The organism is Streptomyces sp. NPDC058221 (assembly GCF_042882365.1).
Classification (GTDB): Bacteria; Actinomycetota; Actinomycetes; order Streptomycetales; family Streptomycetaceae; genus Streptomyces.
Map to the genome: position 1 here is coordinate 65,234 of NZ_JBHVWF010000002.1, position 19,974 is coordinate 85,207.

At 70.3% G+C, this 19,974-nt stretch carries 24 protein-coding genes and 1 tRNA gene; 15 read left to right on the forward strand and 10 right to left on the reverse strand.

What is annotated here, in order from left to right; all coding sequences use genetic code 11:
- Positions 1-203 precede the first annotated feature (203 nt).
- From ACFVW8_RS01160 to ACFVW8_RS01225, 14 genes are all read left to right on the forward strand, one after another.
- A complete protein-coding gene (locus ACFVW8_RS01160; RefSeq protein ID WP_389685543.1) occupies positions 204-614 on the forward strand; it encodes an NADH-quinone oxidoreductase subunit A in 411 nt (136 codons plus the stop codon).
- Positions 605-1,354: an NADH-quinone oxidoreductase subunit B gene (locus tag ACFVW8_RS01165; RefSeq protein WP_389685483.1), complete on the forward strand. Its 750-nt coding sequence runs from the start codon at positions 605-607 to the stop codon at positions 1,352-1,354. Before ACFVW8_RS01160 ends, ACFVW8_RS01165 begins: the two co-directional genes overlap by 10 nt.
- Positions 1,351-2,619 carry an NADH-quinone oxidoreductase subunit C gene (locus ACFVW8_RS01170; RefSeq protein WP_389685484.1) on the forward strand — a complete coding sequence of 423 codons (1,269 nt, stop codon included), beginning with the start codon at positions 1,351-1,353 and terminating at the stop codon, positions 2,617-2,619. The genes ACFVW8_RS01165 and ACFVW8_RS01170 overlap by 4 nt, the downstream gene beginning before the upstream one ends.
- Positions 2,616-3,584, forward strand: coding sequence for an NADH-quinone oxidoreductase subunit H (locus ACFVW8_RS01175; protein WP_389685485.1), 969 nt, complete (start codon positions 2,616-2,618; stop codon positions 3,582-3,584). Before ACFVW8_RS01170 ends, ACFVW8_RS01175 begins: the two co-directional genes overlap by 4 nt.
- On the forward strand, positions 3,584-4,321 hold the full coding sequence (locus tag ACFVW8_RS01180) for a NuoI/complex I 23 kDa subunit family protein (RefSeq protein ID WP_389685486.1): 738 nt from the start codon (positions 3,584-3,586) through the stop codon (positions 4,319-4,321). Before ACFVW8_RS01175 ends, ACFVW8_RS01180 begins: the two co-directional genes overlap by 1 nt.
- 50 nt (positions 4,322-4,371) lie before the next feature.
- On the forward strand, positions 4,372-4,932 hold the full coding sequence (locus ACFVW8_RS01185) for an NADH-quinone oxidoreductase subunit J (RefSeq protein WP_389685544.1): 561 nt from the start codon (positions 4,372-4,374) through the stop codon (positions 4,930-4,932).
- Positions 4,932-5,378, forward strand: coding sequence for an NADH-quinone oxidoreductase subunit NuoK (gene nuoK, locus ACFVW8_RS01190; RefSeq protein WP_389685487.1), 447 nt, complete (start codon positions 4,932-4,934; stop codon positions 5,376-5,378). Before ACFVW8_RS01185 ends, nuoK begins: the two co-directional genes overlap by 1 nt.
- Positions 5,375-7,375 (forward strand): NADH-quinone oxidoreductase subunit L, encoded by a 2,001-nt coding sequence (locus ACFVW8_RS01195; protein WP_389685488.1) that lies wholly within the window; start codon positions 5,375-5,377, stop codon positions 7,373-7,375. Before nuoK ends, ACFVW8_RS01195 begins: the two co-directional genes overlap by 4 nt.
- Positions 7,376-7,402: 27 nt before the next feature.
- Positions 7,403-8,953, forward strand: coding sequence for a NuoM family protein (locus tag ACFVW8_RS01200; protein ID WP_389685545.1), 1,551 nt, complete (start codon positions 7,403-7,405; stop codon positions 8,951-8,953).
- A 152-nt stretch (positions 8,954-9,105) separates the two neighbouring features.
- On the forward strand, positions 9,106-10,572 hold the full coding sequence (locus ACFVW8_RS01205; protein WP_389685546.1) for an NADH-quinone oxidoreductase subunit N: 1,467 nt from the start codon (positions 9,106-9,108) through the stop codon (positions 10,570-10,572).
- A 116-nt stretch (positions 10,573-10,688) separates the two neighbouring features.
- Positions 10,689-11,153, forward strand: coding sequence for a large conductance mechanosensitive channel protein MscL (gene mscL / locus ACFVW8_RS01210; protein ID WP_389685489.1), 465 nt, complete (start codon positions 10,689-10,691; stop codon positions 11,151-11,153).
- Between the two features lie 194 nt (positions 11,154-11,347).
- Positions 11,348-12,211: a zinc metalloprotease HtpX gene (gene htpX, locus ACFVW8_RS01215; protein WP_389685490.1), complete on the forward strand. Its 864-nt coding sequence runs from the start codon at positions 11,348-11,350 to the stop codon at positions 12,209-12,211.
- Complete coding sequence (locus tag ACFVW8_RS01220; protein ID WP_389685491.1) at positions 12,208-12,600, forward strand: YccF domain-containing protein; 393 nt, start codon at positions 12,208-12,210, stop codon at positions 12,598-12,600. Before htpX ends, ACFVW8_RS01220 begins: the two co-directional genes overlap by 4 nt.
- Positions 12,601-12,710: 110 nt before the next feature.
- Positions 12,711-12,983, forward strand: coding sequence for a GlsB/YeaQ/YmgE family stress response membrane protein (locus ACFVW8_RS01225; RefSeq protein ID WP_389685492.1), 273 nt, complete (start codon positions 12,711-12,713; stop codon positions 12,981-12,983).
- A gap of 12 nt (positions 12,984-12,995) precedes the next feature.
- Here ACFVW8_RS01225 and ACFVW8_RS01230 read toward each other — a convergent pair whose 3' ends face one another.
- The 3 genes from ACFVW8_RS01230 to ACFVW8_RS01240 all read right to left on the reverse strand — a co-directional run bounded on the left by ACFVW8_RS01230 (position 12,996) and on the right by ACFVW8_RS01240 (position 14,800).
- A complete protein-coding gene (locus tag ACFVW8_RS01230) occupies positions 12,996-13,655 on the reverse strand; it encodes an alpha-ketoglutarate-dependent dioxygenase AlkB family protein (protein ID WP_389685493.1) in 660 nt (219 codons plus the stop codon).
- Positions 13,655-14,161, reverse strand: coding sequence for a methylated-DNA--[protein]-cysteine S-methyltransferase (locus tag ACFVW8_RS01235; RefSeq protein WP_389685494.1), 507 nt, complete (start codon positions 14,159-14,161; stop codon positions 13,655-13,657). The genes ACFVW8_RS01230 and ACFVW8_RS01235 overlap by 1 nt, the downstream gene beginning before the upstream one ends.
- A gap of 150 nt (positions 14,162-14,311) precedes the next feature.
- Positions 14,312-14,800, reverse strand: a complete 489-nt coding sequence (locus ACFVW8_RS01240; protein ID WP_389685495.1) for a YajQ family cyclic di-GMP-binding protein — start codon at positions 14,798-14,800, stop codon at positions 14,312-14,314.
- Positions 14,801-15,014: 214 nt separating this feature from the next.
- On the opposite strand from ACFVW8_RS01240, the gene ACFVW8_RS01245 reads away from it, so the two are divergent.
- Positions 15,015-15,096 (forward strand) — tRNA-Tyr (locus tag ACFVW8_RS01245).
- Positions 15,097-15,267: 171 nt separating this feature from the next.
- On the opposite strand, the gene ACFVW8_RS01250 is transcribed toward ACFVW8_RS01245, so the two are convergent.
- The 7 genes from ACFVW8_RS01250 to ACFVW8_RS01280 form a co-directional block, all read right to left on the reverse strand.
- On the reverse strand, positions 15,268-16,632 hold the full coding sequence (locus ACFVW8_RS01250; RefSeq protein ID WP_389685496.1) for a tyrosine-type recombinase/integrase: 1,365 nt from the start codon (positions 16,630-16,632) through the stop codon (positions 15,268-15,270).
- Positions 16,633-16,694: 62 nt separating this feature from the next.
- Positions 16,695-16,883 (reverse strand): AlpA family transcriptional regulator, encoded by a 189-nt coding sequence (locus tag ACFVW8_RS01255; RefSeq protein ID WP_147959020.1) that lies wholly within the window; start codon positions 16,881-16,883, stop codon positions 16,695-16,697.
- A gap of 204 nt (positions 16,884-17,087) precedes the next feature.
- The gene (locus ACFVW8_RS01260) at positions 17,088-18,248 is read right to left on the reverse strand and encodes a DUF3631 domain-containing protein (protein WP_389685497.1); all 1,161 of its coding nucleotides are present in this window, start codon (positions 18,246-18,248) and stop codon (positions 17,088-17,090) included.
- Positions 18,245-18,595, reverse strand: a complete 351-nt coding sequence (locus ACFVW8_RS01265) for a hypothetical protein (protein ID WP_389685498.1) — start codon at positions 18,593-18,595, stop codon at positions 18,245-18,247. The genes ACFVW8_RS01260 and ACFVW8_RS01265 overlap by 4 nt, the downstream gene beginning before the upstream one ends.
- The gene (locus tag ACFVW8_RS01270) at positions 18,592-19,494 is read right to left on the reverse strand and encodes a bifunctional DNA primase/polymerase (protein ID WP_389685499.1); all 903 of its coding nucleotides are present in this window, start codon (positions 19,492-19,494) and stop codon (positions 18,592-18,594) included. The genes ACFVW8_RS01265 and ACFVW8_RS01270 overlap by 4 nt, the downstream gene beginning before the upstream one ends.
- Positions 19,495-19,580: 86 nt before the next feature.
- On the reverse strand, positions 19,581-19,769 hold the full coding sequence (locus ACFVW8_RS01275; protein WP_389685500.1) for a hypothetical protein: 189 nt from the start codon (positions 19,767-19,769) through the stop codon (positions 19,581-19,583).
- Between the two features lie 17 nt (positions 19,770-19,786).
- The gene (locus ACFVW8_RS01280) at positions 19,787-19,960 is read right to left on the reverse strand and encodes a hypothetical protein (RefSeq protein ID WP_389685501.1); all 174 of its coding nucleotides are present in this window, start codon (positions 19,958-19,960) and stop codon (positions 19,787-19,789) included.
- Between the last annotated feature and the right edge of the window lie 14 nt (positions 19,961-19,974).

A 19,974-nucleotide genomic window follows, 5' to 3' on the forward strand; every position in this document is an offset into this window, starting at 1 on the left:
GTGGCGATGAAGTAGGGATAACCCCACCAGTTGTCCGACGCGGCTGCTTACCGTCCCTTTACAGGGCCTAGACTCCCGTGCGTACAGATCGTCGAACAGGTTTGAGGGAGCGAGGGGCGGACGTGACGGACGTGGCAGACCTGTCGGATGTGACGGACCTGTCCGGCCTGTCGGACGTGACGCACCTGTCGGACGTGACGCACCTGTCGGACGTGACGCACCCGTCGGGACCGGCCGTTCTCGCGTCGGACTACTTCCACAGCTACTCGGTCGTCGGACTCCTTGCCGTGGTCGGGGTGCTGTTCGTCGCCGTCGCTTTCGGGGCCGGCCGACTGCTGCGCCCCGTGGTCCCGACGCCGGAGAAACTCCTCACGTACGAATGCGGCGTGGACCCCGTGGGGGAGGGCTGGGCCCACACCCAGGTCCGCTACTACGTGTACGCCTTCCTGTACGTGATCTTCGCCGTCGACTCGATCTTCCTGTTCCCGTGGGCGACCGTCTTCGCCGCGCCGGGATACGGCGCGACGACGCTGGTGGAAATGTTCATCTTCCTCGGTTTCCTGGCCGTGGGACTGCTCTACGCATGGAAGAAGGGCGTCCTCGAATGGACGTGACGAGCCCGTCGTCCTCCGGTCGGCCGGGAGCGGAGGCGGGAGCCGCCGAGGCCTCCGCGCCCGAGCCCGTCCCCACATTCCTCCCCGAGCCGAAGCGGCTGGGTGTGCTGTCCCGGCTCGCACCCGAGCCGATGAAGGTGGTCCTCAACTGGGGCCGTCGCTACAGCCTCTGGGTGTTCAACTTCGGACTCGCCTGCTGTGCCATCGAGTTCATCGCCGCGTCCATGGCGCGCCACGACTTCATCCGGCTCGGCGTGATCCCGTTCGCCCCGGGTCCCCGGCAGGCCGACCTCATGATCGTCTCCGGCACGGTGACGGACAAGATGGCCCCGGCGGTGAAGCGGCTCTACGAGCAGATGCCCGAGCCCAAGTACGTCATCTCCTTCGGCGCCTGCTCCAACTGCGGCGGCCCGTACTGGGATTCGTACTCCGTGACGAAGGGCGTCGACCAGATCATCCCGGTCGACGTCTACGTCCCCGGCTGCCCGCCACGGCCGGAGGCGCTGCTCCAGGGCATCCTCAAGCTCCAGGAGAAGATCGCGCGCGAATCGCTGGGCGAGCGCTATGCGACGGGCGGCGCCGCCCGCCCGTCCACGTCCGCGCTGCGCAGCGGCCTGGTTCCGGCGCCGCCGGCTCCGGCGTCGGACGCGTCGGACGCGTCGGGTGGTTCGGGTGCCTCCAGTGCCCCTGGCGCCTCGGGTGGCTCCGGTGACGCGGGTGCCTCGGGGGAGGGGAAGTGACCGCCGCCGAGAGCACCGATACCTACGACCGGCTTCCGGACGCCGTCACCGAGATCTTCGGCGAGGACGCCACGGCGGAGCGGGCGTACGACCTGCTGACCGTCGATGTGCCGCCCGCCTCCTGGATCAGCGCCCTGGAGACAGCGCGCGACGGCCTCGGCTGCACCTATTTCGACTGGCTGAGCGCCGTGGACGAACCGGGCACGGGCTTCCGCGTCTGCGCCCATCTCGTCGCACTGCCGGCCCCGGGCGGAAGCGTCCGCCGGCTCATGGTCCGTACGACCGTCGCGCACGAGGCGGCCGTGCTGCCCAGCGCGATCGACGTCTACGCGGGCGCGGCCTGGCACGAGCGCGAGACGCACGAGATGTTCGGCATCGGCTTCGACGGCCATCCGCACCTGGTCCCGCTGCTGCTGCCCGAGGGCTTCGAGGGCCACCCCCTGCGCAAGGACTTCGTCCTGGCGGCCCGGGTGGCCAAGGCCTGGCCGGGCGCCAAGGAACCGGGCGAGTCGGAACACGGCGGCCCGAAGCGCCGCACGATGCTCCCGCCCGGCGTCCCCGACCCGAACGAATGGGGCCCGCTGAAGGGCCAGCTTCCCCCGGCCCCCGCCCGCCCGGCGCGCGGCGCGAGGCCTGCGGGCGACCGCCCGGCCCGCCGCACCCGCAGCGCGAGCGACGGCTCGACGGGCCGGCCGGCGGCGGGAGAGACGGCGAGCGCGGGTGCGGATGCTGCTTCCGGTGCAGGTGGCGAGGGCGCCGCGGGTACGGAACCGGCGCCCGGGACGCGGCCTCCGCGACGCACCCGCACCGCGTCCCAGGGATCGGCGAGCCAAGGGTCGGTGGAGGATGCGGCGGGGAAGGACGCGGCGGAGAAGGACGCGGCAGGGAAGGATCCAGCAGGGAAGAGCGCGTCCTCGGACGCCGCTCCGACCACGGACGACGCACCCTGGCACAACGCCCGCCCGGCGTTCGACGACTCATCGAAATCCCAGCCCCTCCGGTCGACACCCCAGCCCCTCCGGCGTTTGAGGAGCGGGGGTACGGGGGCGGAGCCCCCGGTTCGGGAAGGGGCGGGTGGGGGAGAGGCCCAGCGCAGCGCCACCCCCGAGACCCCCCGCACTTCGGAAGCACCGGAAGCACCGGAAGCACCGGAAACCCGGGAAGCACCGGAAACCCGGGAAGCACCGGAAACCCGGGAAACCCGGGAAAGCCCGGACACCCCTGCCCCCGACCCCGACGCCCCCGCCGGAGGCGATACCGAGTGAACGACGTACTGGACGTCGCCCTCCGCCTCGTCATCGTCTTCGCGGTGTTCATGGTCGTCCCCCTCATCGTGGGTCAGGCCGAACACAAGGTCATGGCCCACATGCAGGGCCGCCTGGGCCCCATGTACGCCGGCGGCTTCCACGGCTGGGCCCAGCTCGTCGCGGACGGCGTGAAGTTCGCACAGAAGGAAGACATCGTCCCGGCCGAGGCCGACCGCCGTGTCTTCCAGCTCGCGCCCGCCGTCGCGCTGCTCCCGTACCTCCTCGTGCTCGTCGCCATCCCGATCGGCCCCGGCGAGGGCGCGGTCGGCCAGGTCGTCGACGCGGGCATCTTCTTCGTGCTCGCCGTGATGGGCATCGGTGTGCTCGGCTCGCTCATGGCCGGCTGGGCGTCGGCCAATAAGTTCTCCCTGCTCGGCGGCCTCCGCAGCGCCGCACAACTGCTCGCGTACGAGCTGCCGATGCTGCTCGCCGCCGCCTCCGTGGCGATGGCAGCCGGCACGGTCTCGCTCCCCGGCATCCTCGACGCCTTCGAGTGGTGGTGGCTGCCGTGGCAGATCATCGGCGCCCTGGTCTTCTTCGTGGCCGGACTCGCCGAACTCCAGCGCCCGCCGTTCGACATGCCGGTCGCGGACTCGGAGATCATCTTCGGCGCGTACACCGAGTACACCGGCCTCCGCTTCGCGCTGTTCCTGCTCGCCGAGTACGCGGGCATCGTCGTGCTGTGCGGACTGACCACCGTCCTGTTCCTCGGCGGCTGGCACGGTCCGATGGGCGCCGACGGACTCGGCTGGGTCTGGACGCTCCTGAAGACCGGCATCCTCGCCTTCGTCGTCATCTGGCTGCGCGTGAGCTACCCCCGGCTCCGTGAGGACCAGCTGCAGAAGCTCGCCTGGACCACACTCATCCCGCTCGCTCTCGCGCAGATCGCGCTCACCGGCATCGTGAAGGTGGCGATCAACTAGTGGCCCCGATCCCCGGAGCCGGCCTGGCCAAGGGCCTCGCCGTCACCCTGCGGACGATGACGAAGAAGACCGTCACCGCCCAGTACCCGGACGTGCAGCCCGAACTGCCGCCCCGCTCGCGCGGTGTCATCGCGCTGTTCGAGGAGAACTGCACGGTCTGCATGCTCTGCGCCCGTGAGTGCCCCGACTGGTGCATCTACATCGACTCCCACAAGGAGACGGTGCCCGCTGCGGCCCCGGGCGGCCGCGAGCGCAGCCGCAATGTGCTGGACCGCTTCGCCATCGACTTCTCGCTCTGCATGTACTGCGGGATCTGCATCGAGGTCTGCCCCTTCGACGCGCTGTTCTGGTCGCCGGAGTTCGAGTACGCGGAGACGGACATCCTCGAACTCACCCATGAGCGCGACAAGCTCCGCGAGTGGATGTGGACGGTGCCCGAACCACCCGCGCTCGACCCGGGAGCCGAGGAACCGAAGGAGATCGCCGCGGCCCGCAAGAGCGCGGAGAAGCTGCGGACCCAGCGCGAGCAGGAAGCGGCGGCCGCGCCCGAACCGCCCGCCGCGGAACCGCCCGCGCCCGAACCGCCCGCCGCGGAACCGCCCGCGCCCGAACCGCCCGCCGCGGAACCGCCCGCGTCCGAACCGCCCGCCGCGGAACCGCCCGCGTCCGAACCGCCCGCCGCGGAACCGCCCGCGTCCGAACCGCCCGCTCCGACGGACCAGGAGGGCCAGGCGTGATCGCCGCCACCGGCACCGCACTCGGCGCCGCCTCCGGCCCCGTCGTCACCATCACCGAAAGCCACTCCGGCTTCCTCTCCCCGACCGGCATCGAGATCGCCTTCGTCCTCGTCGGCATCGCCACCCTCGGCGCGGCCCTCGTCACCGTCACGACCCGGCAGCTGGTGCACGCCGCCCTCTGGCTGATCGTGGCGCTCGGCGGCCTCGCCGTCGAATACCTCCTGCTCACGGCCGAGTTCATCGCCTGGGTACAGGTACTGATCTACGTCGGTTCCGTCGTCGTCCTCCTGCTCTTCGGCCTGATGCTCACCAGGGCCCCCATCGGCCGCTCCCCGGACGCCGACTCGGAGAACCGCTGGGCCGCCCTCGCGGTGGCCGTCGCCGCGGCGGGCACGCTCGTCTGGGTTGTCGTGGACGCCTTCCGCACCACCTGGATCAAGCTGGACGGACCGGCACAGGGTTCCACCGAGGCCACCGGCGCCTTCCTCTTCCGGCACTGGGTGCTGCCCTTCGAAGCGCTCTCCGTTCTCCTGCTCGCAGCCCTCGTCGGCGCGATCGTCCTGTCCCGCAAGGGCCGACTGGCCGGCAAGGGCCGAGAGGACAAGAGCTGATGCACCTCGCCTATCCCGCAGTGCTCGCCGTCCTCCTCTTCTGCACCGGGCTCTACGGAGTGCTCGCGCGCCGCAACGCGATCCTGGTCCTGATGTCCGTCGAGCTGATGCTCAACGCCGTCAACCTCAACCTCGTCGCCTTCGACGTCTGGCTCCGCGACGCCCTGCACTCCGGCCAGGCCCTCACCCTGTTCACCATCGCCATCGCTGCGGCGGAGATCGGTATCGGACTGGCCATCGTCCTCGCCGTGTACCGCAACCGCGGCAGCTCCGACGTCGACCGCCTCCGCGACACCGCCGAGACCGACGAGGCCGAGACGGTCCCCGACGGAGACGACGAGGACGACGAAGGCACCGACCGCGCCGGCACCGACGCCGGGACCGGCACCGAAGACCAGGCCACTGCTCCGGCAGGGAAGGCAAAGAAGGCAGAGGCCACCCCGTGACCACCACGACCCTCGCCGTCCTCGTCCCCCTCCTGCCGTTCCTGGGAGCCGCGGCCGGACTCCTGCTCGGACGCAACGCCCCCGGATTCGTCCGCCCGCTCGCGGTCCTGCCGTCCCTGGCCTCCCTCGTCATCGCCGCCGTCGTCGCGGCACGCCAGGGCGGCGGCCGGGCCATCGACGCCGCCACCCAGCTCACCCCCACCGGCTCGGTCCCGGTCGACCTCGCCCTGCACCTGGACGGCTTCGCGGTCCTGGTCGCGGTCCTGGTCGCCCTGGTCGCGAGCTGCGTGCAGATCTACTCGACCGCGTATCTGCGTGACGACCCCCGCTACCCCTCGTACGCCGCTCTCGTCTCCCTCTTCACCTCCGCGATGCTGCTCGTCGTCTACTCCGGCGACCTGATGGTGCTGCTGGTCGGCTGGGAGATCATGGGCATCTGCTCGTACTTCCTGGTCGGCCACTACTGGGAGACGCCCGAGGCGCGCGCCGCCTCCCTCAAGGCGTTCCTGGTCACCAAGCTCGGCGACGTCCCCTTCCTCATCGGTCTGTTCGCCCTCGCCGCCGACACGGGCACCTTCCGCATCACCGGCATCCTGGGCTCCGTCGCCCACGGCGGTCTCGACCACCCCACCGTGATCGCCCTGCTGCTCCTGGCCGGTGTCGCGGGGAAGTCCGCGCAGTTCCCGCTGCACACCTGGCTGCCCGACGCGATGGCCGGCCCCACCCCCGTCTCCGCGCTGATCCACGCGGCGACGATGGTCGCCGCCGGTATCTACTTCGTGGCCCGGCTCCTCCCCGTCTTCGCGTCCTCGGGCGCGGCGCTCGTCGTCCTCGCCGTCATGGCCGCCGTCACGATGATCGGCTCCGGTCTGGCCGCCCTCGCCCAGGACGACATCAAGCGCGTCCTCGCCTACTCCACGATCGGCCAGCTCGGCTACATGTCCGGCGCCCTGGCCGTCGGCGACCGCGGCGCCGCCGTCTTCCACCTGCTCTCGCACGGTGCGTTCAAGGCCGTCCTCTTCCTTGCCGCGGGCGTCGTCATCCACGCCGCCGGCACCAACTCACTGGCCGCGATGTCCCGCATGGGCGGCCTGGCCAAGCGCATCCCGGACGCGTACTGGACGATGACCGTCGCGCTCCTCGCGCTGGCCGCCATCCCGCCGTTCGCCGGCTTCTTCTCCAAGGAAGCCGTCCTCGTCGCCGCCGAGCACACCGCCCTCGGCGACCGGCACGTCGCCCCGGCCGCCGCCGGCTGGACCGTCCTGATCGCCGGACTGCTGGCCGCCGTCCTCACCGCCGCGTACGCCACCCGCCTCTGGCTCCTCGCCTTCCGAGGCCGCGGCGCCGAGGCCCCCGACCACGGCAGGCAGCCCGTCGCCATGACCTCGGTCCTCTGGGTACTGGCTGTCCCCACCATCGCTTTCGGACTCACCGTCGGCGTGATCGGCGACTGGTTCGACGGCCACAGCCTCACCCCGTCCCTGACCACCGCCGTCCTCTCCACCGGCGTGGGCCTCGTCGGCGGCCTCGTCACCTACGGAGCCTGGCGCCACACCGCGGCCATGGCGGCCCGGATCCCCATGGGATCCGTCACCGCCCACCCCGACGCGGAACCCGCCCTCATCGAGGCCGAGGCCCTGGAGAGCCACACCGCCGCCTACGGAGACGCCGGTGACGCCCCCGACCCGGCCGACCCCGGCCGGCTGCTGCTCGGCCCCCTCCACCGCCACGCGGCCACCGGCTTCCACCTGGACGCCCTGTACGCGGCGCTGTTCGTCCGCCCCGTCCAGGCGGCGGCGAGCCTCGTCCGCTTCCTGGACCGCGAGGTCGTCGACACCTACGTACGCGGCTCCGCCACCGGCGCACGCTGGCTCGGCACCGCCGTCCGCCGCGCCCAGACCGGCAACGCGCAGACCTACCTCAGCGCGCTGCTCGCCGGTTCCCTGGTCCTGGCGGTCGCCGCCGTCGTCTTCGCCAACGTCAACGCCGGGTCGTGAGCTGTGATCGATATGAGCGAATCCGTGATGCAGTTCCTTCTCGCGTTCATCGTCGCCGCCCCGCTGCTCGGCGCCGTGGCAGCGCTGCTCCCTGCCCCGCCCGGAATGAAGGGCCGCAACCCCGACCAGGCCGTGCTCCGCCACGGCGTGACCGTGACCGGCGTGATCCTCGTCGCCGCGATCGTGCTCGCCCTCGGCTTCGACCACGACCACCCGTCGAAGATGCAGGCCACCACCGACATCAGCTGGATCCCGGCGCTCGACGTCCGCATCCATCTCGGCACCGACGGCATCTCGCTCCCCCTTCTCGTACTGACCGCGCTGCTGACCTTCCTCTGCGCGCTCCACAGCTACTTCAAGATGCCCGAAGGCCCCTCCCCGAAGGCCTTCGTCGCCCTCGTCCTCGTCCTGGAGTCCGGCACCCTCGCGACCTTCGCCGTCCTCGATCTGCTGCTGTTCTTCCTGGCGTTCGAGATGGTGCTCATCCCGATGTACTTCCTCATCGCCCGCTGGGGCGGTGCGCAGAAGCAGGCGGCGGCCTGGAAATTCATCCTCTACACACTGCTCGGCTCGGTCGTCATGCTGCTCGGGCTGCTCCTCATCGGACTGAAGAGCGGCACCTTCGACATGGTGGCACTCGCCACTGACAACGGCCGCGGCCTCACCTCGTCCGTGCAGGTCGTCGCCGTTCTCGCGATCGGCATCGGGCTCGCGGTGAAGACCCCGATGTGGCCGCTGCACAGCTGGCTCCCGGACGCCCACACGGCCGCCCCCACCGTCGGCTCGGTCCTGCTCGCCGGCGTCCTGCTGAAGATGGGCACGTACGGATTCGTCCGGATCCTGCTCCCCGTCGCCCCCGACGGCATGCACACGTTCGCGCCCTACCTCGCGGCCTTCGCCGTCGCCGGCATCATCTACGGATCGCTCGCCTGCCTGGCCCTCGCCAGGCCCGGCGCCAAGGGCGACCTGAAACGCCTGATCGCGTACTCCTCCGTCGGCCACATGGGCTTCGTGCTCCTCGGCATCGCCAGCATGACGCCCACCGGCGTCAACGGCGCGCTCTTCGCCAACATCGCCCACGGGCTCATCACCGGCCTGCTGTTCTTCCTGGTCGGCGCCGTCAAGGACCGCTACGGCACCGCCGACCTCGACACCCTCTCCGGCGCCACCGGCGCCGCGCTCTACGGCAGCGCGCCCCGCCTCGGCGGCCTGCTCGCGTTCACCGCGATCGCCTCCCTCGGCCTGCCCGGCCTCGCCGGGTTCTGGGGCGAGATGCTCGCGCTGTTCGGCGCCTTCGACCCCGCCGACGGCCTGAGCCGCCCCGCGTTCCTGACCTTCATGGCCATCGCCGCGTTCGGCACCCTGCTCACCGCCGCGTACATGCTCATCCTGGTGCGCCGCGTCTGCATGGGCGCCAAGCGCGACGAACCGCACCGGATCCCCGACATCCAGCACCACGAGTTCGCCGCCTGGACCCCCCTCGCCGCCCTCACCGTCCTGGCCGGCCTGTGGCCCGCCGTCCTCCTCGGCCTCACCGACCCGGCCGTGCAGAAGCTCCTCGCAGGAGGCAAGTCGTGACCACAGCGGCCGAGAGCACCACCGGCCTCGTCCAGTCAGCGGCCGAGAGCACCACCGGCCTCGTCCAGTCAGCGGCCGAGAGCACCACCGGCCTCGTCCAGTCAGCGGCCGAGAGCACCACGGGCCTCGTCCAGTCCGTCGACTGGCTCGCCATCGCGCCCCCGGTCACCGTCGCGGCCGTCGCACTCGTCGTCCTCGTCGCCGACCTCTTCGTACCCCAGGAACGCAAACCGCTCCTCGGCTACGGGGCCGTCGCCGGGCTCGTCGCCGCCCTCGCCCTCCTCGTCCCGCTGCTCGACGGCGACCGCTCCACCTTCTGCCTCACCGGTGGCACCCGCGCCTGCAGCTACACCGCCGACCACTTCACCCTGGTCATCCAGGCCCTCGTGCTCGGCGGCGCCCTGCTCACCGCGCTGCTCTCGATCGGCGACACCCGCAAGCTCCCCGCCGGCGAGTTCTGGTTCCTGCTGCTGTCCTCCGCCGCGGGCGCGGCCCTGCTGCCCGCCGCCCGCGACCTGGCCACCCTCGTCGTGGCCCTCGAAGTCGCCTCACTGCCCGCGTTCGCCCTCGTCGGCATCAAGCGCGGCGACCGGCGCTCCTCCGAGGCCGCGCTGAAGTTCTTCCTGTCCTCCGTCGTCGCGACCGCCGTGATGCTCCTCGGCGTCAGCTTCGTGTACGCGGCGACCGGTACCCTCCACCTCACGGAGATCGCCGGCCGTCTCGACGACGTGCCCGGACAGCTCTCCACCCTGGCCGAGGCGGGCGTCGCCCTCACTCTCGTCGGCTTCGCCTTCAAGACGGCAGCGGCGCCCTTCCACTTCTGGGTGCCCGACACCTACGTCGGCGCCCCCCTGCCGATCGCCGCCTACCTCTCGGTCGTCGGCAAGGCAGTCGGCTTCTCCGGCCTCATCCTCGTCACGGTGGTCGCGTTCCCGTCGTACTCGGACGTCTGGGGCCCCGCACTCGCCGTCCTCGCCGCGCTCACCATGACCGTCGGAAACGTCGCCGCACTGCGCCAGAGCGCCACCCGCGCCCGCAGTGCCGTACGCCTCCTCGCCTGGTCGTCCGTCGCCCAGGCCGGCTACCTGCTGGTGCCGATCGCCGCAGCCGCGTACGCCGGCGACCGGCAGATCGGTTCCACTGTCGCGTACGCCCTGATGTACGCCGTCGTGAACCTCGGCGCCTTCGCGGTGGCCGCCCTGGTCGCCCGTACCCACCCGGGCAACCGCATCGCCGACTACCGCGGCCTGTACGCGTCCCGGCCCCTGGCCGCCCTCGCTATGGGCTTCTTCCTGCTCTGCCTGGCCGGACTGCCGCCGGGCATCATCGGCCTCTTCGCCAAGGTCACCGTCTTCTCCTCGGCCGTCGACGCCGGACTCGGCTGGCTCGCCGTCGTCATGGCCGTCAACGTCGTGATCGCGCTCTACTACTACCTGCAGTGGACCGCCGCCCTGTTCCGGAGTCCCGCCGAGGACGGTACGGAGCAGCCGCAGACCACCACCGGGCACCGGACGCCGGTCCCGCTGACCGTCGCGATCGTCCTCACCGCCGTCGCCGGGATCGCCCTCTCCGGAGCCCCGCAGACCGTCCTCAGGTTCGCCGCCGTCAGCCTGTTCTGACGGCTTCGAACCGTTCCGACGGCCCCAAGATCGGCTTGCCCCCGGCAGCCCGCACAGGGCAGGGTCATGCCCGCACACGACGCAGAGAGCGTCGACATCACAGAGGAGCAAGAGCAGTGCTGAGCGGCTTCAAGGACTTCATCCTGCGCGGAAACGTGATCTCCATGGCGGTCGGCCTCGCCGTCGGAGCCGCGTTCACCGCAGTCGTCACCGGGTTCAGCAACGGTTTCATCGTGCCGTTGATCGGTCTCATCACCCGAGGCACCGGCGACTTCAGCAAGGCCGAGTTCACGTTCGACGGTGTGACCTTCCCGTACGGAATCTTCATCAGCGCCGCCATCGCCTTCCTCATCACCGCCGCGGTCCTCTACTTCTGCGTCGTCATGCCCATGTCCAAGGTCCAGGACCGCTTCACCGCCAGGAAGAACCAGGAAGAGATCGACATCAAGGCAGCCCTGCGCGACTGCCCCCGCTGCTACACGGAGATCCCGGCCATCGCCTCCCGGTGCGCCCACTGCACCAGCGAGGTCGAGCCCGACCCCGAGGCCGTGGCGCTCGCGAAGGTCCCCGTCCAGCGCTGATCCACCCGCCCCTCCACCCGTACGGCCTACGGGCCGCTCCGCCGCGATCAGCCGGAGCGGCCCGGTCCCGCGGGCGTGAGCACAAGGGAACTAGCTCTCCTCGCCTGGCGTTGACCAGTACGGGAGGCTCCACTGGGGAGTGGAGCACCACCAAGCAAAGGGTTCCCCTGCTTGCACCACTTGGAGGGCGTACCGTGCACCGCCGGCACAACGGGCTGAGAACCGCCGTACTCCTCGGGGGCCTGTCCGCACTCATCATCCTCATCGGCAGCTTCTTCGGACGTACCGGCCTGATCGTCGCGCTCCTGGTAGCCGTCGGCACCAACGCCTACGCGTACTGGAACAGCGACAAGCTGGCGCTGCGGGCCATGCGCGCCCGCCCGGTGAGTGAATTCGAGGCGCCCCAGCTCTACCGCATGGTCCGCGAGCTCTCCACCGCCGCCCGCCAGCCCATGCCCCGGCTCTACATCTCCCCGACACAGGCCCCGAACGCCTTCGCGACCGGCCGCAACCCGCGCAACGCCGCGGTCTGCTGCACCGACGGCATCCTCCAGATCCTGGACGAGCAGGAGTTGCGCGGCGTCCTCGGCCACGAGCTCAGCCATGTCTACAACCGCGACATCCTGATCTCGTCCGTCGCCGGCGCCCTCGCCTCCGTCGTCATGTTCCTGGTCAACTTCGCCTGGCTGATCCCGGTCGGCCGCTCCAACGACGACGAGGGCCCCGGCATCGTCGGGATGCTGCTGATCATGATCCTCGGCCCGCTCGCCGCCTCCGTGATCCAACTGGCCGTCAGCCGCTCCCGTGAGTACCAGGCGGACGCCTCGGGCGCCCAGCTGACCGGGGACCCGCTGGCTCTGGCGAGCGCCCTGCGCAAGCTGGACGCCGGCACGAAACAGCTGCCCCTGCCGCCCGAACCCAGGATCGAGACGGCGAGCCACATGATGATCGCCAATCCCTTCCGCCCCGGGCAGGGCATGTCCAAGATGTTCTCGACACATCCGCCGATGGCGGAGCGCATTGCCCGACTCGAGCAGATGGCAGGTCATCGTCCGTGAAAACCATTCTCAACGTCATTTGGCTGGTCCTGTGCGGCTTCTGGATGTTCCTCGGCTACCTCGCCGCGGGCCTCCTGCTGTGCATCACGATCATCGGCATCCCGTTCGGCCTCGCGGCCTTCCGGATCGGCGTCTACGCCCTGTGGCCCTTCGGGCACCGCGTCGTCGACCGCCGGGACGCGGGCGCCCCCTCCTGCGTGGGCAACGTCCTCTGGCTGATCCTCGCCGGCTGGTGGCTGGCGCTGGGGCACATCACCACCGGCATCGCCCTGTGCATCACGATCATCGGCATCCCCCTGGGCATCGCGAACTTCAAGCTGATCCCGGTGTCGCTGATGCCCTTCGGCAAGGAGATCGTCAGCACCGACGAGCAGTTCGCCGGCTGGTAGAGCGTCCGGGCGGGAGGGGCACACGCAGTTCACCTGCGGTGCCCCGCAACCGCCCGGCCGTCACGAACGTCTTTGGATTCCAAGACCGAGTGACGGGTAGGTTCGCACGCATGAGCATTATTGGCTGGATCATTCTCGGACTCATTGCCGGCGTCATCGCCAAGATTCTGCTGCCGGGCCGCGACCCGGGCGGCCTCGTGGGCACCACCCTGACCGGCATCGTCGGTGCCTTCCTGGGTGGCTGGATATCGTCGAAGTTCCTGGACCGTCCGATCTCGGGGGACTTCTTCGACGCCGGGACCTGGGTCTCGGCCATCGGCGGATCGCTGGTCCTGCTGATCGTCTACCGGCTGTTCTTCGGCAACTCCCGCGAACGCCGCTGATCCGAAGGTCCTTCAGACGTCCAACCCGGTCTCGCGCAGGGTCAGATTGAGCCGACCACCGCTCATGCCTGTCGCGGGACCGGCCGTTCCCGGCCGGATCCTCGGCACTCCGTGGAACGCGAACCGCGACGGCCCGCCGAAGACGAACAGATCCCCCGAGGCCAACTCCACGTCCGTGTAGGGCCGTCCCCGGGTCTCCGCGTTGCCGAAGCGGAACACACAGGTGTCACCGATGCTCAGCGACACCACAGGCGCACCGGACCGCTCCTCCTTGTCCTGGTGCATGCCCATCCGCGCCGCGTCGTCATAGAAGTTGATCAGCGCGGTGTCCGGCGCGTACGTCCTGGCCGCACCGTCCGGCCCGTACGCCTCCACCAGCGCCGCCCGCCCCAACTCCCCGAGCCACTCCGGGAACGGAGCTACCGGCGCGCCGTTCACGTCATCCGCCGTACGGGAGTACCGGTACGGCTGCCAGTGCCACCCCAGGCACACCGTCCGCACGGACATCACCCCGCCGCCCGGCAACGCCGTGTGCCGCAGCGGTACGGGCCCGCGCGCCCACTCCCGGCAGGCCGCCACCAACTCCCGCTGCTGCTGGGCCGACAGCCACTCGGGGACATGCACGGCCCCCGGCGCGACCACCGCACGCGGCCTGGGGAAGAGACCGGACATCAGCGCACCGCCAGGGCGCCCTCAAGCCCCAGAAGCCGCTCCTTGCGCTCCAGGCCGCCCGCGTAGCCGCGCAGCGCCCCGTCGGCGCCGATCACCCGGTGGCACGGCCGCAGGACCAGCAGCGGGTTGCGCCCGATCGCCGTGCCCACGGCGCGTACCCCGGCCCCGGAGGCACCGACCCGCTCGGCGATCTGCCCGTACGACACCGTCTCGCCGTACGGGACGTCGTCCAGCGCGGCCCAGACCCGGCGCTGGAATTCCGTGCCCCGGCCGTCCGCGTACAGGACGTCGAAACGGGTCCGCCGCCCCTCGAAGTACTCCCTCAGCTGGGTGGCGATCCCCGCGAAGGCCCCGGGCGCACACGTCCAGTCGTCCTGGACGGCCGCAGCGCCCTTCTGGCCCGGCAGGGAGAGCGAGAGGAGCGCAACCCCGGCCGGTCCCGTGGCCTCCTCGCCGACCAGCAGCAGTTCGCCCAGCGGGCTGTCGACCGTCGCGTAGATGGTCATGGCTCGTCCCTCTCCTCGTCCTCGGGCGGCCGGATCATCGGCAGCCCACGGACCAGTCTGCGTCGCCCGAACTGCCGCAACCGGCGGTATTCGGACATGACGTCCGGACGCGGAACAACGCATTCCGCTCCGCGCCCGGACCGTCGGGTCCTACCGGTAGTTCGCGAACTGCACATCGAAGTCGAAGTCCTGGGCCTTCAACAGTGCCTGAACGGCCTGCAGGTCGTCCCGGCTCTTCGAGCTGACCCGCAGCTCGTCACCCTGGACCAGCGCCTTGACGCCCTTGGGGCCCTCGTCGCGAATGATCTTCGCGACCTTCTTGGCGTTCTCCTGGGAGATGCCCTCCTCGATGGTCGCGAAGAGCTTGTACTCCTTGCCGGACAGCTGCGGCTCGCCCGCGTCCAGCGACTTGAGCGAGATGCCGCGCTTGATCAGCTTGGACTGGAAGATGTCGAGGATCGCCTTGACCCGCTCCTCGCCGCTCGCCTCCATGAGGATCTTCTCGCCCGACCAGGAGATCGAGGCGCCGGTTCCCTTGAAGTCGTAACGCTGCGAGATTTCCTTGGCGGCCTGGTTGAGGGCGTTGTCGACCTCCTGCCGCTCGACCTTCGAGACGATGTCGAAACTGGAGTCGGCCATGACGTGTGGCTCCTTGTATCGGGGTGCTGGAAACGGAATGCGTACGGGGCGGCCGCAACGCCTGTCGGCGCCATGCCCGCCCCCAAAGCCTAGCCACCCGCGCCCCCCGGGGCCGCTGGTCAATCCAGTGGCGTAGCACCCCTGGGCATCAGGTATCGTTTACGTCGTTGCCACAGAGCGCCGTCGACAGACGGGTCTCACGGCAGCATCCCTTGGCGGTGTGCCCGAGTGGCCAAAGGGAGCAGACTGTAAATCTGCCGGCTCAGCCTACCCAGGTTCGAACCCTGGCGCCGCCACTGGAAGTGAAACCCCGTCCGACCTGCTTAAACCGCAGGTCGGGCGGGGTTTCTGCATGTGTGGAGGCGTGGCCGCGGAAGGTGCCGAGCGGCCCGGTGTTCTCACCCTGTCTCACCCGAATCCCACTGTTGATCAGCTTGTGTGGGGCGGGTGTGGGGCACGTTCGGCGGCTACCGGCCGCCCCGCAGCGTCGCTTCGATCCGGGCGTTCGCTGTCGCTGCGGCTCCGTCCAGGCACTTGGCGTAGACGCGGAACAGTACGGCCACACTGTGGCCGGCGCGCTGAGCCACCACCTGAGGCTCCACACCCGAACTGAGCCAGGTCGAGACGGCTGCGTGACGTAGGCCATACGGGCGCTTGGCCAGAGTCGAAGCCCGCTGAGCAGAAGTCAGGGCTCGCGAGCGGGCCTCTGCCCAGACCTCCCCGTATCCCGTGTCCTGGATCAGCCCACCACGCTGGGTGCGGAAGAGCCGCCCGTCCGGGGCCGCTCCGTAGGCCACGAGGTGCCAGCGGAGCAGGGCGACCAGGTCAGGCGGAATCGGCACCGTGCGGACTGCCTTCCGCGGGCGGTGCTTGAGCCCTCGCCGGTCGTGGGCAGTTCCGCTGTCCGTCCAGGCCGATCCGGAGCGGGGACGCGTCTCGCGCAGCCTCAGCGTGCCCCAACCGCGGCGGGGGAGGTCACAGTCGTTGACGGATAGACCGATCACTTCCGCCGGCCGCGCCGCGGCGTAGTACATGCACCCGAAGAAGGCGACCAGGTGGCGCCCACGAGCGCTCTGGGCCCGCACGGCATCGAGCAGGGCGAGAGCCTGCCGAGGATCGGGGACGGTGGCCGGGTCCAGCTCCTCCTCGACTTGCTCGGGCGCCTTCCACTGGACCTGCGGCAAGGGGTTCAGCGGCAGGTGCCCGGCGTCGACGGCATAGCCCAGGGCGTTGTGGAAGATCGCACGTTTCCGACGGATGGTCGACGCGGCCGCGGTGGCGCCATCCAGCTTCTTGGTGAGGGCATCGAGCGCGGCCCGGACGTGCATGCGGTCGGCCAGAGCCGACGTGGGCAGCGACTTCCGCTCGAACCAGGCCAGCACCTTGGCCACCTCGGCAGGGGGCTCCTCGGAACGCCGGTTCATGTTGAAGGCCCAGCCGTAGAGCGCGGTGCGTACCGTCCTCGGGTCAGCCATGCCCTTGGTGTCCGTGACCAGGGCGGGCGCGATGGTCGCCATCGCTTCGGAAAGAGTGCGTCGCGTCGACCCGGGGGAGTGCGGCCACTTCATCTCGATGTAGTCACGCGCGTGCTGGTACCAGCTCACGTCCTTGCGTTGACGGAGCTCCCGAACCGGTACGCCGGTCGCTTCGTCGAAGGGCTCGCCCGCGTGGGCGGCGCGGAGCAGTTCTGCCCGCCTGCCGTCAGCGAGCGTCTTGGTGCGGAACGTCTGTGAATGCGGCGTCAGGCCGGTCTTCCACCGCAGTTCCGCGGAACTCTGTCCTCGGTCCTTTCGCTGACGCACTGCCCAGATTCGCACGTCGTACGTGTGCATGTTGCTCCCATGGAGAAGGGGCCCGCCGGTGTGACGGGCCCCCAGGTGATTGGTTGTGGCGCCTATACGGCGGACTGCGCGCAGGACTGCCACCAGGCGTCAAGGTCGCTACGGCTCACACGGACCTGCCCGTTCGGCAACTTCCGGATGAGCGGTGCCTGGCCGCGAGCACGCATGCGGTAGAAGGCGGCGCGGCTCATGCCGAGTTCGGCGAGGACTTCGGGAAGTTTGAGCATCTGAGGGCGTGCCATGGCCCGACTCCTTGGCTCGGTTCGGTCTCACGAGTGCGGTTACAGCGGTTACGTCGGTTACAGCGCAGGTCAGGGGCCTGTTTTCTGTAACCGACGGGCGGGGTGTAACCGATGGCGTGCGGTTACGGGCGACGAGTGCCGAGGGCGGTGTAACCGGGGGTGTACCGGTTACACCGCCTTGATCGGTTACAGGTGCGCCGCAGGTCAGACAGGCAGTGAGAGGGGTGTAACCGGTGTAACCGAGGATTCGGGGGGCGGGGGGCAGTACCGGCTCCAGGCGTCGGCCAGGTCGTCGCGGTGGTAGCCCTTGACGACTTGGCCGCCGATGCGCAGAGGGCGGGGTGAGATGGGCTTGTTCTTGGAGGTGACGTACTCCTTGAGCATCTTGGAGAGGGCTCGCGCGGTGAGGTGCTGGCCGTCGAGGTCGCCCCAAGGGGACTCCTCCATGGCGTTGAGCATGTGGAGCATCTCGGCTGTGGACACGGTGTCGGCTCCGGGGAAGACGTGGTCCCGCAGGTCGGTGAGGAGCTTGACTCCGAGCGAGGCGCGGTCGTCTTCGTTTACCGCGTTGACCAGGTCGACGCATGCCTGGCGGGCCCGTTGCGGCCAGTCACCACCGGCTGCGTCGGCGACGGCGAGCAGGGGTTCCCAGACGTCTGCGGGGCGGTCGGTGATGCCGTCGGGCATGTCCGGCCAGGCACCTTCGATCCGGTCCCGGACCTGGTCGGCCCAGGCGGCGAGCTGTTCGCGCAGGGCATGGCCCTGCGGCTCGTGGATGCGGGCGCGGAACGGCTCAACGGTCTCGTTGCGGGCCCGGCGTCGCATCCGGATGATGACCGAGCGGGCCAGGATCGTGTCGGGCAGCGATCCGAGTCCGCCCATGGCGACCGCGCAGTACGAGGGAAAGGCGACGACCGTTTGTGCGCCGCCGTCTCCAACGCACCGGTAGGAGACGCCGCTCCTGCGGTGTCCGGCGTTCAGCAGGCCGCGCAGGTCCTCGTTGTCCTTGGCCTTCGGGCCGAAGACGGTGTCGATCTCATCGAAGAGGATCGTGGGCCGTCCTGCGGTGTCCGCTACCGCGCGGAAGAGAGCGGCTGGTGAAGCGTTCACCGCGTGCATGGGGTGCGGCACGAGGGTACTGATGACTTCGAGTGCCCGGGTCTTGCCGCTGCCCGGTTCGGGGCTCAAGAAGGCCATGCGCGGGGTGGAGTCGAAGGCGTCGAGCAGGTGGGTGTGCGCGTCCCACAGAGCGACGGCGACGTACGCGGCCTCGGCCGGGAAGGCGTTGAACCGCCGGTGGAAGGTCTCCACTTCGTTGAGCAGGGCGGCGCCGTCGATGGGCGGGCTCGTCGGTGTCGCGTTCATACGGCGGCGCCTTCCTGGTGGGTGCGGAGCGGGCAGAGGTCGCGGTGGCGGGTGTGGTCTTCGATCAGGGCGAGGGCTTTGCGTTGGCCGGCGGCGAACCGGTTGCGGCCGCACGCGCAGATGCTCGTGGCGGTCGGGACCGCGCCGCGGGGGGCGCTGACGGTGAGCCAGGCGATGGGGTAACGCCCGTCTCCCATCTGCTGGTCAGGGAGAGCATCAGTGAGGACGCCTTCGGCGACGCCCTTCGCCGCCCCACCGCCGGTGACTGCCGGGGCCGGTTCGGCGAGGTAGGGGCCGGTGGGGGTGGAGGGCAGGCATTTCAGAGGGGGGTTCGGCCGGGGGCTCATGTTGTCTCCCGTGGCCGGCAGGTGCGCAGGGACCAGTTCAGAACGCTGCGCAGAGTCGAGCGGCACTGGGAGGCAGGGAGTCCGGCCGCTTCGCCCGCCCTCTGAAATGCCTCTTCCACCTCGTGCCGCGTGAGGTCGCCCCATCCGACGAAGCGGGCCACCTTCCGGGCGCTCTCGAAGAGCTGCGCTTCACGGCCGCCCTCGGCGGTGCCTGCCACGAGGGCGGTCTCGCGCTCCAGCGCGGTCTCAGCAGCCCGGTTGCCCCGCTTCGGAACGGACAGCCGCAGGGGCACGGCGGGACGCTCCACGGGTCTGAGTGCGGCCAGCAGCCACCCGGGCATCGCAGCCACCGACGCGGGGTCGATCACCTCGTACGCCCGGCCGTTGACGGTGCTGCCGGGGGCGACGACGTATCCGCCCCAGGCCCGGGTGTCGATCGAGGGGGAGAGGAACCCTGCGGTGTTGCCGAGCCTGATGCTGTCCGGGGCGTTGAAGTACAGGTGCTCTCCGCTGCTCGCGGTCCGGGTCCGATAGGTGGTGGGGACTGGCTGCCCGGCGCGCTCGCAGAGCGCCTCAAAGGTCGTCAGGCCGCAAGGCGTGTCCGTGTTGCCTTTCTGCTTGGGCATGTCGAGGTCGACGACGACCAGACCGGAAGGGCCGGTCGCGATCCCGATGTTGAACCGGCCGGTGGACCACGCGCGGTGTATGCGGTCGGGGTCGGTGGTGGCGCGCTGCTCCCACTTGCGGTGACCGGTGGTGCAGTCGCCCGTGCGGGGGCAGGAGGCTTCACCGTGCAGGGCGGGCGGCTTGCCGCCAGGCCGTAACGGGAAGACCGCCCAGCCGCGGGCGGCGGCATCGAGCGCTGCGGACAGCAGCGCGGAACGTACATCATGGGTCATGCTGGATGTCTCCAGTTCTGTGTTGAGTGCTGGCAGACGACGGCGGCCCTGGTTCTTTGGCGAGAGAGGGGCCGCCGTCGGCGTAGCTACTTCCGGTTGCCGTGGCGGGTGTGGTCGTGGGCGAGGGCGGCCAGTCGGCCGGCCTCGTCGGGGGTGACGGCGCGGTAGCGGATCCGCAGGGTGCAGTCCGGTGCCGGACAGCGCAGGGTGCGCATGCCGTTGAGTCGGGCGATGGCGTCGGATACCTGGTTCGCGTAGGGCTTCAGGTTGGGCATGGGTTCCTGCTCTCGGGTCAGTTGTGGAAGCGGTCGGAGCGGGGGTGTTGGTCGCACCATTCCTCGGCGCACACCTTGTGGACCGGTTCGCGGTCGTGGCTGCGCATGGGGGTGGGTTTGCCGCAGAGCACGCACGGCAGGTCCCGGGAGGCGTCGAAGTGGCGGGCGTCCCGCCAGTCCAGGAGCGGCACGACCAGCTCCCGGG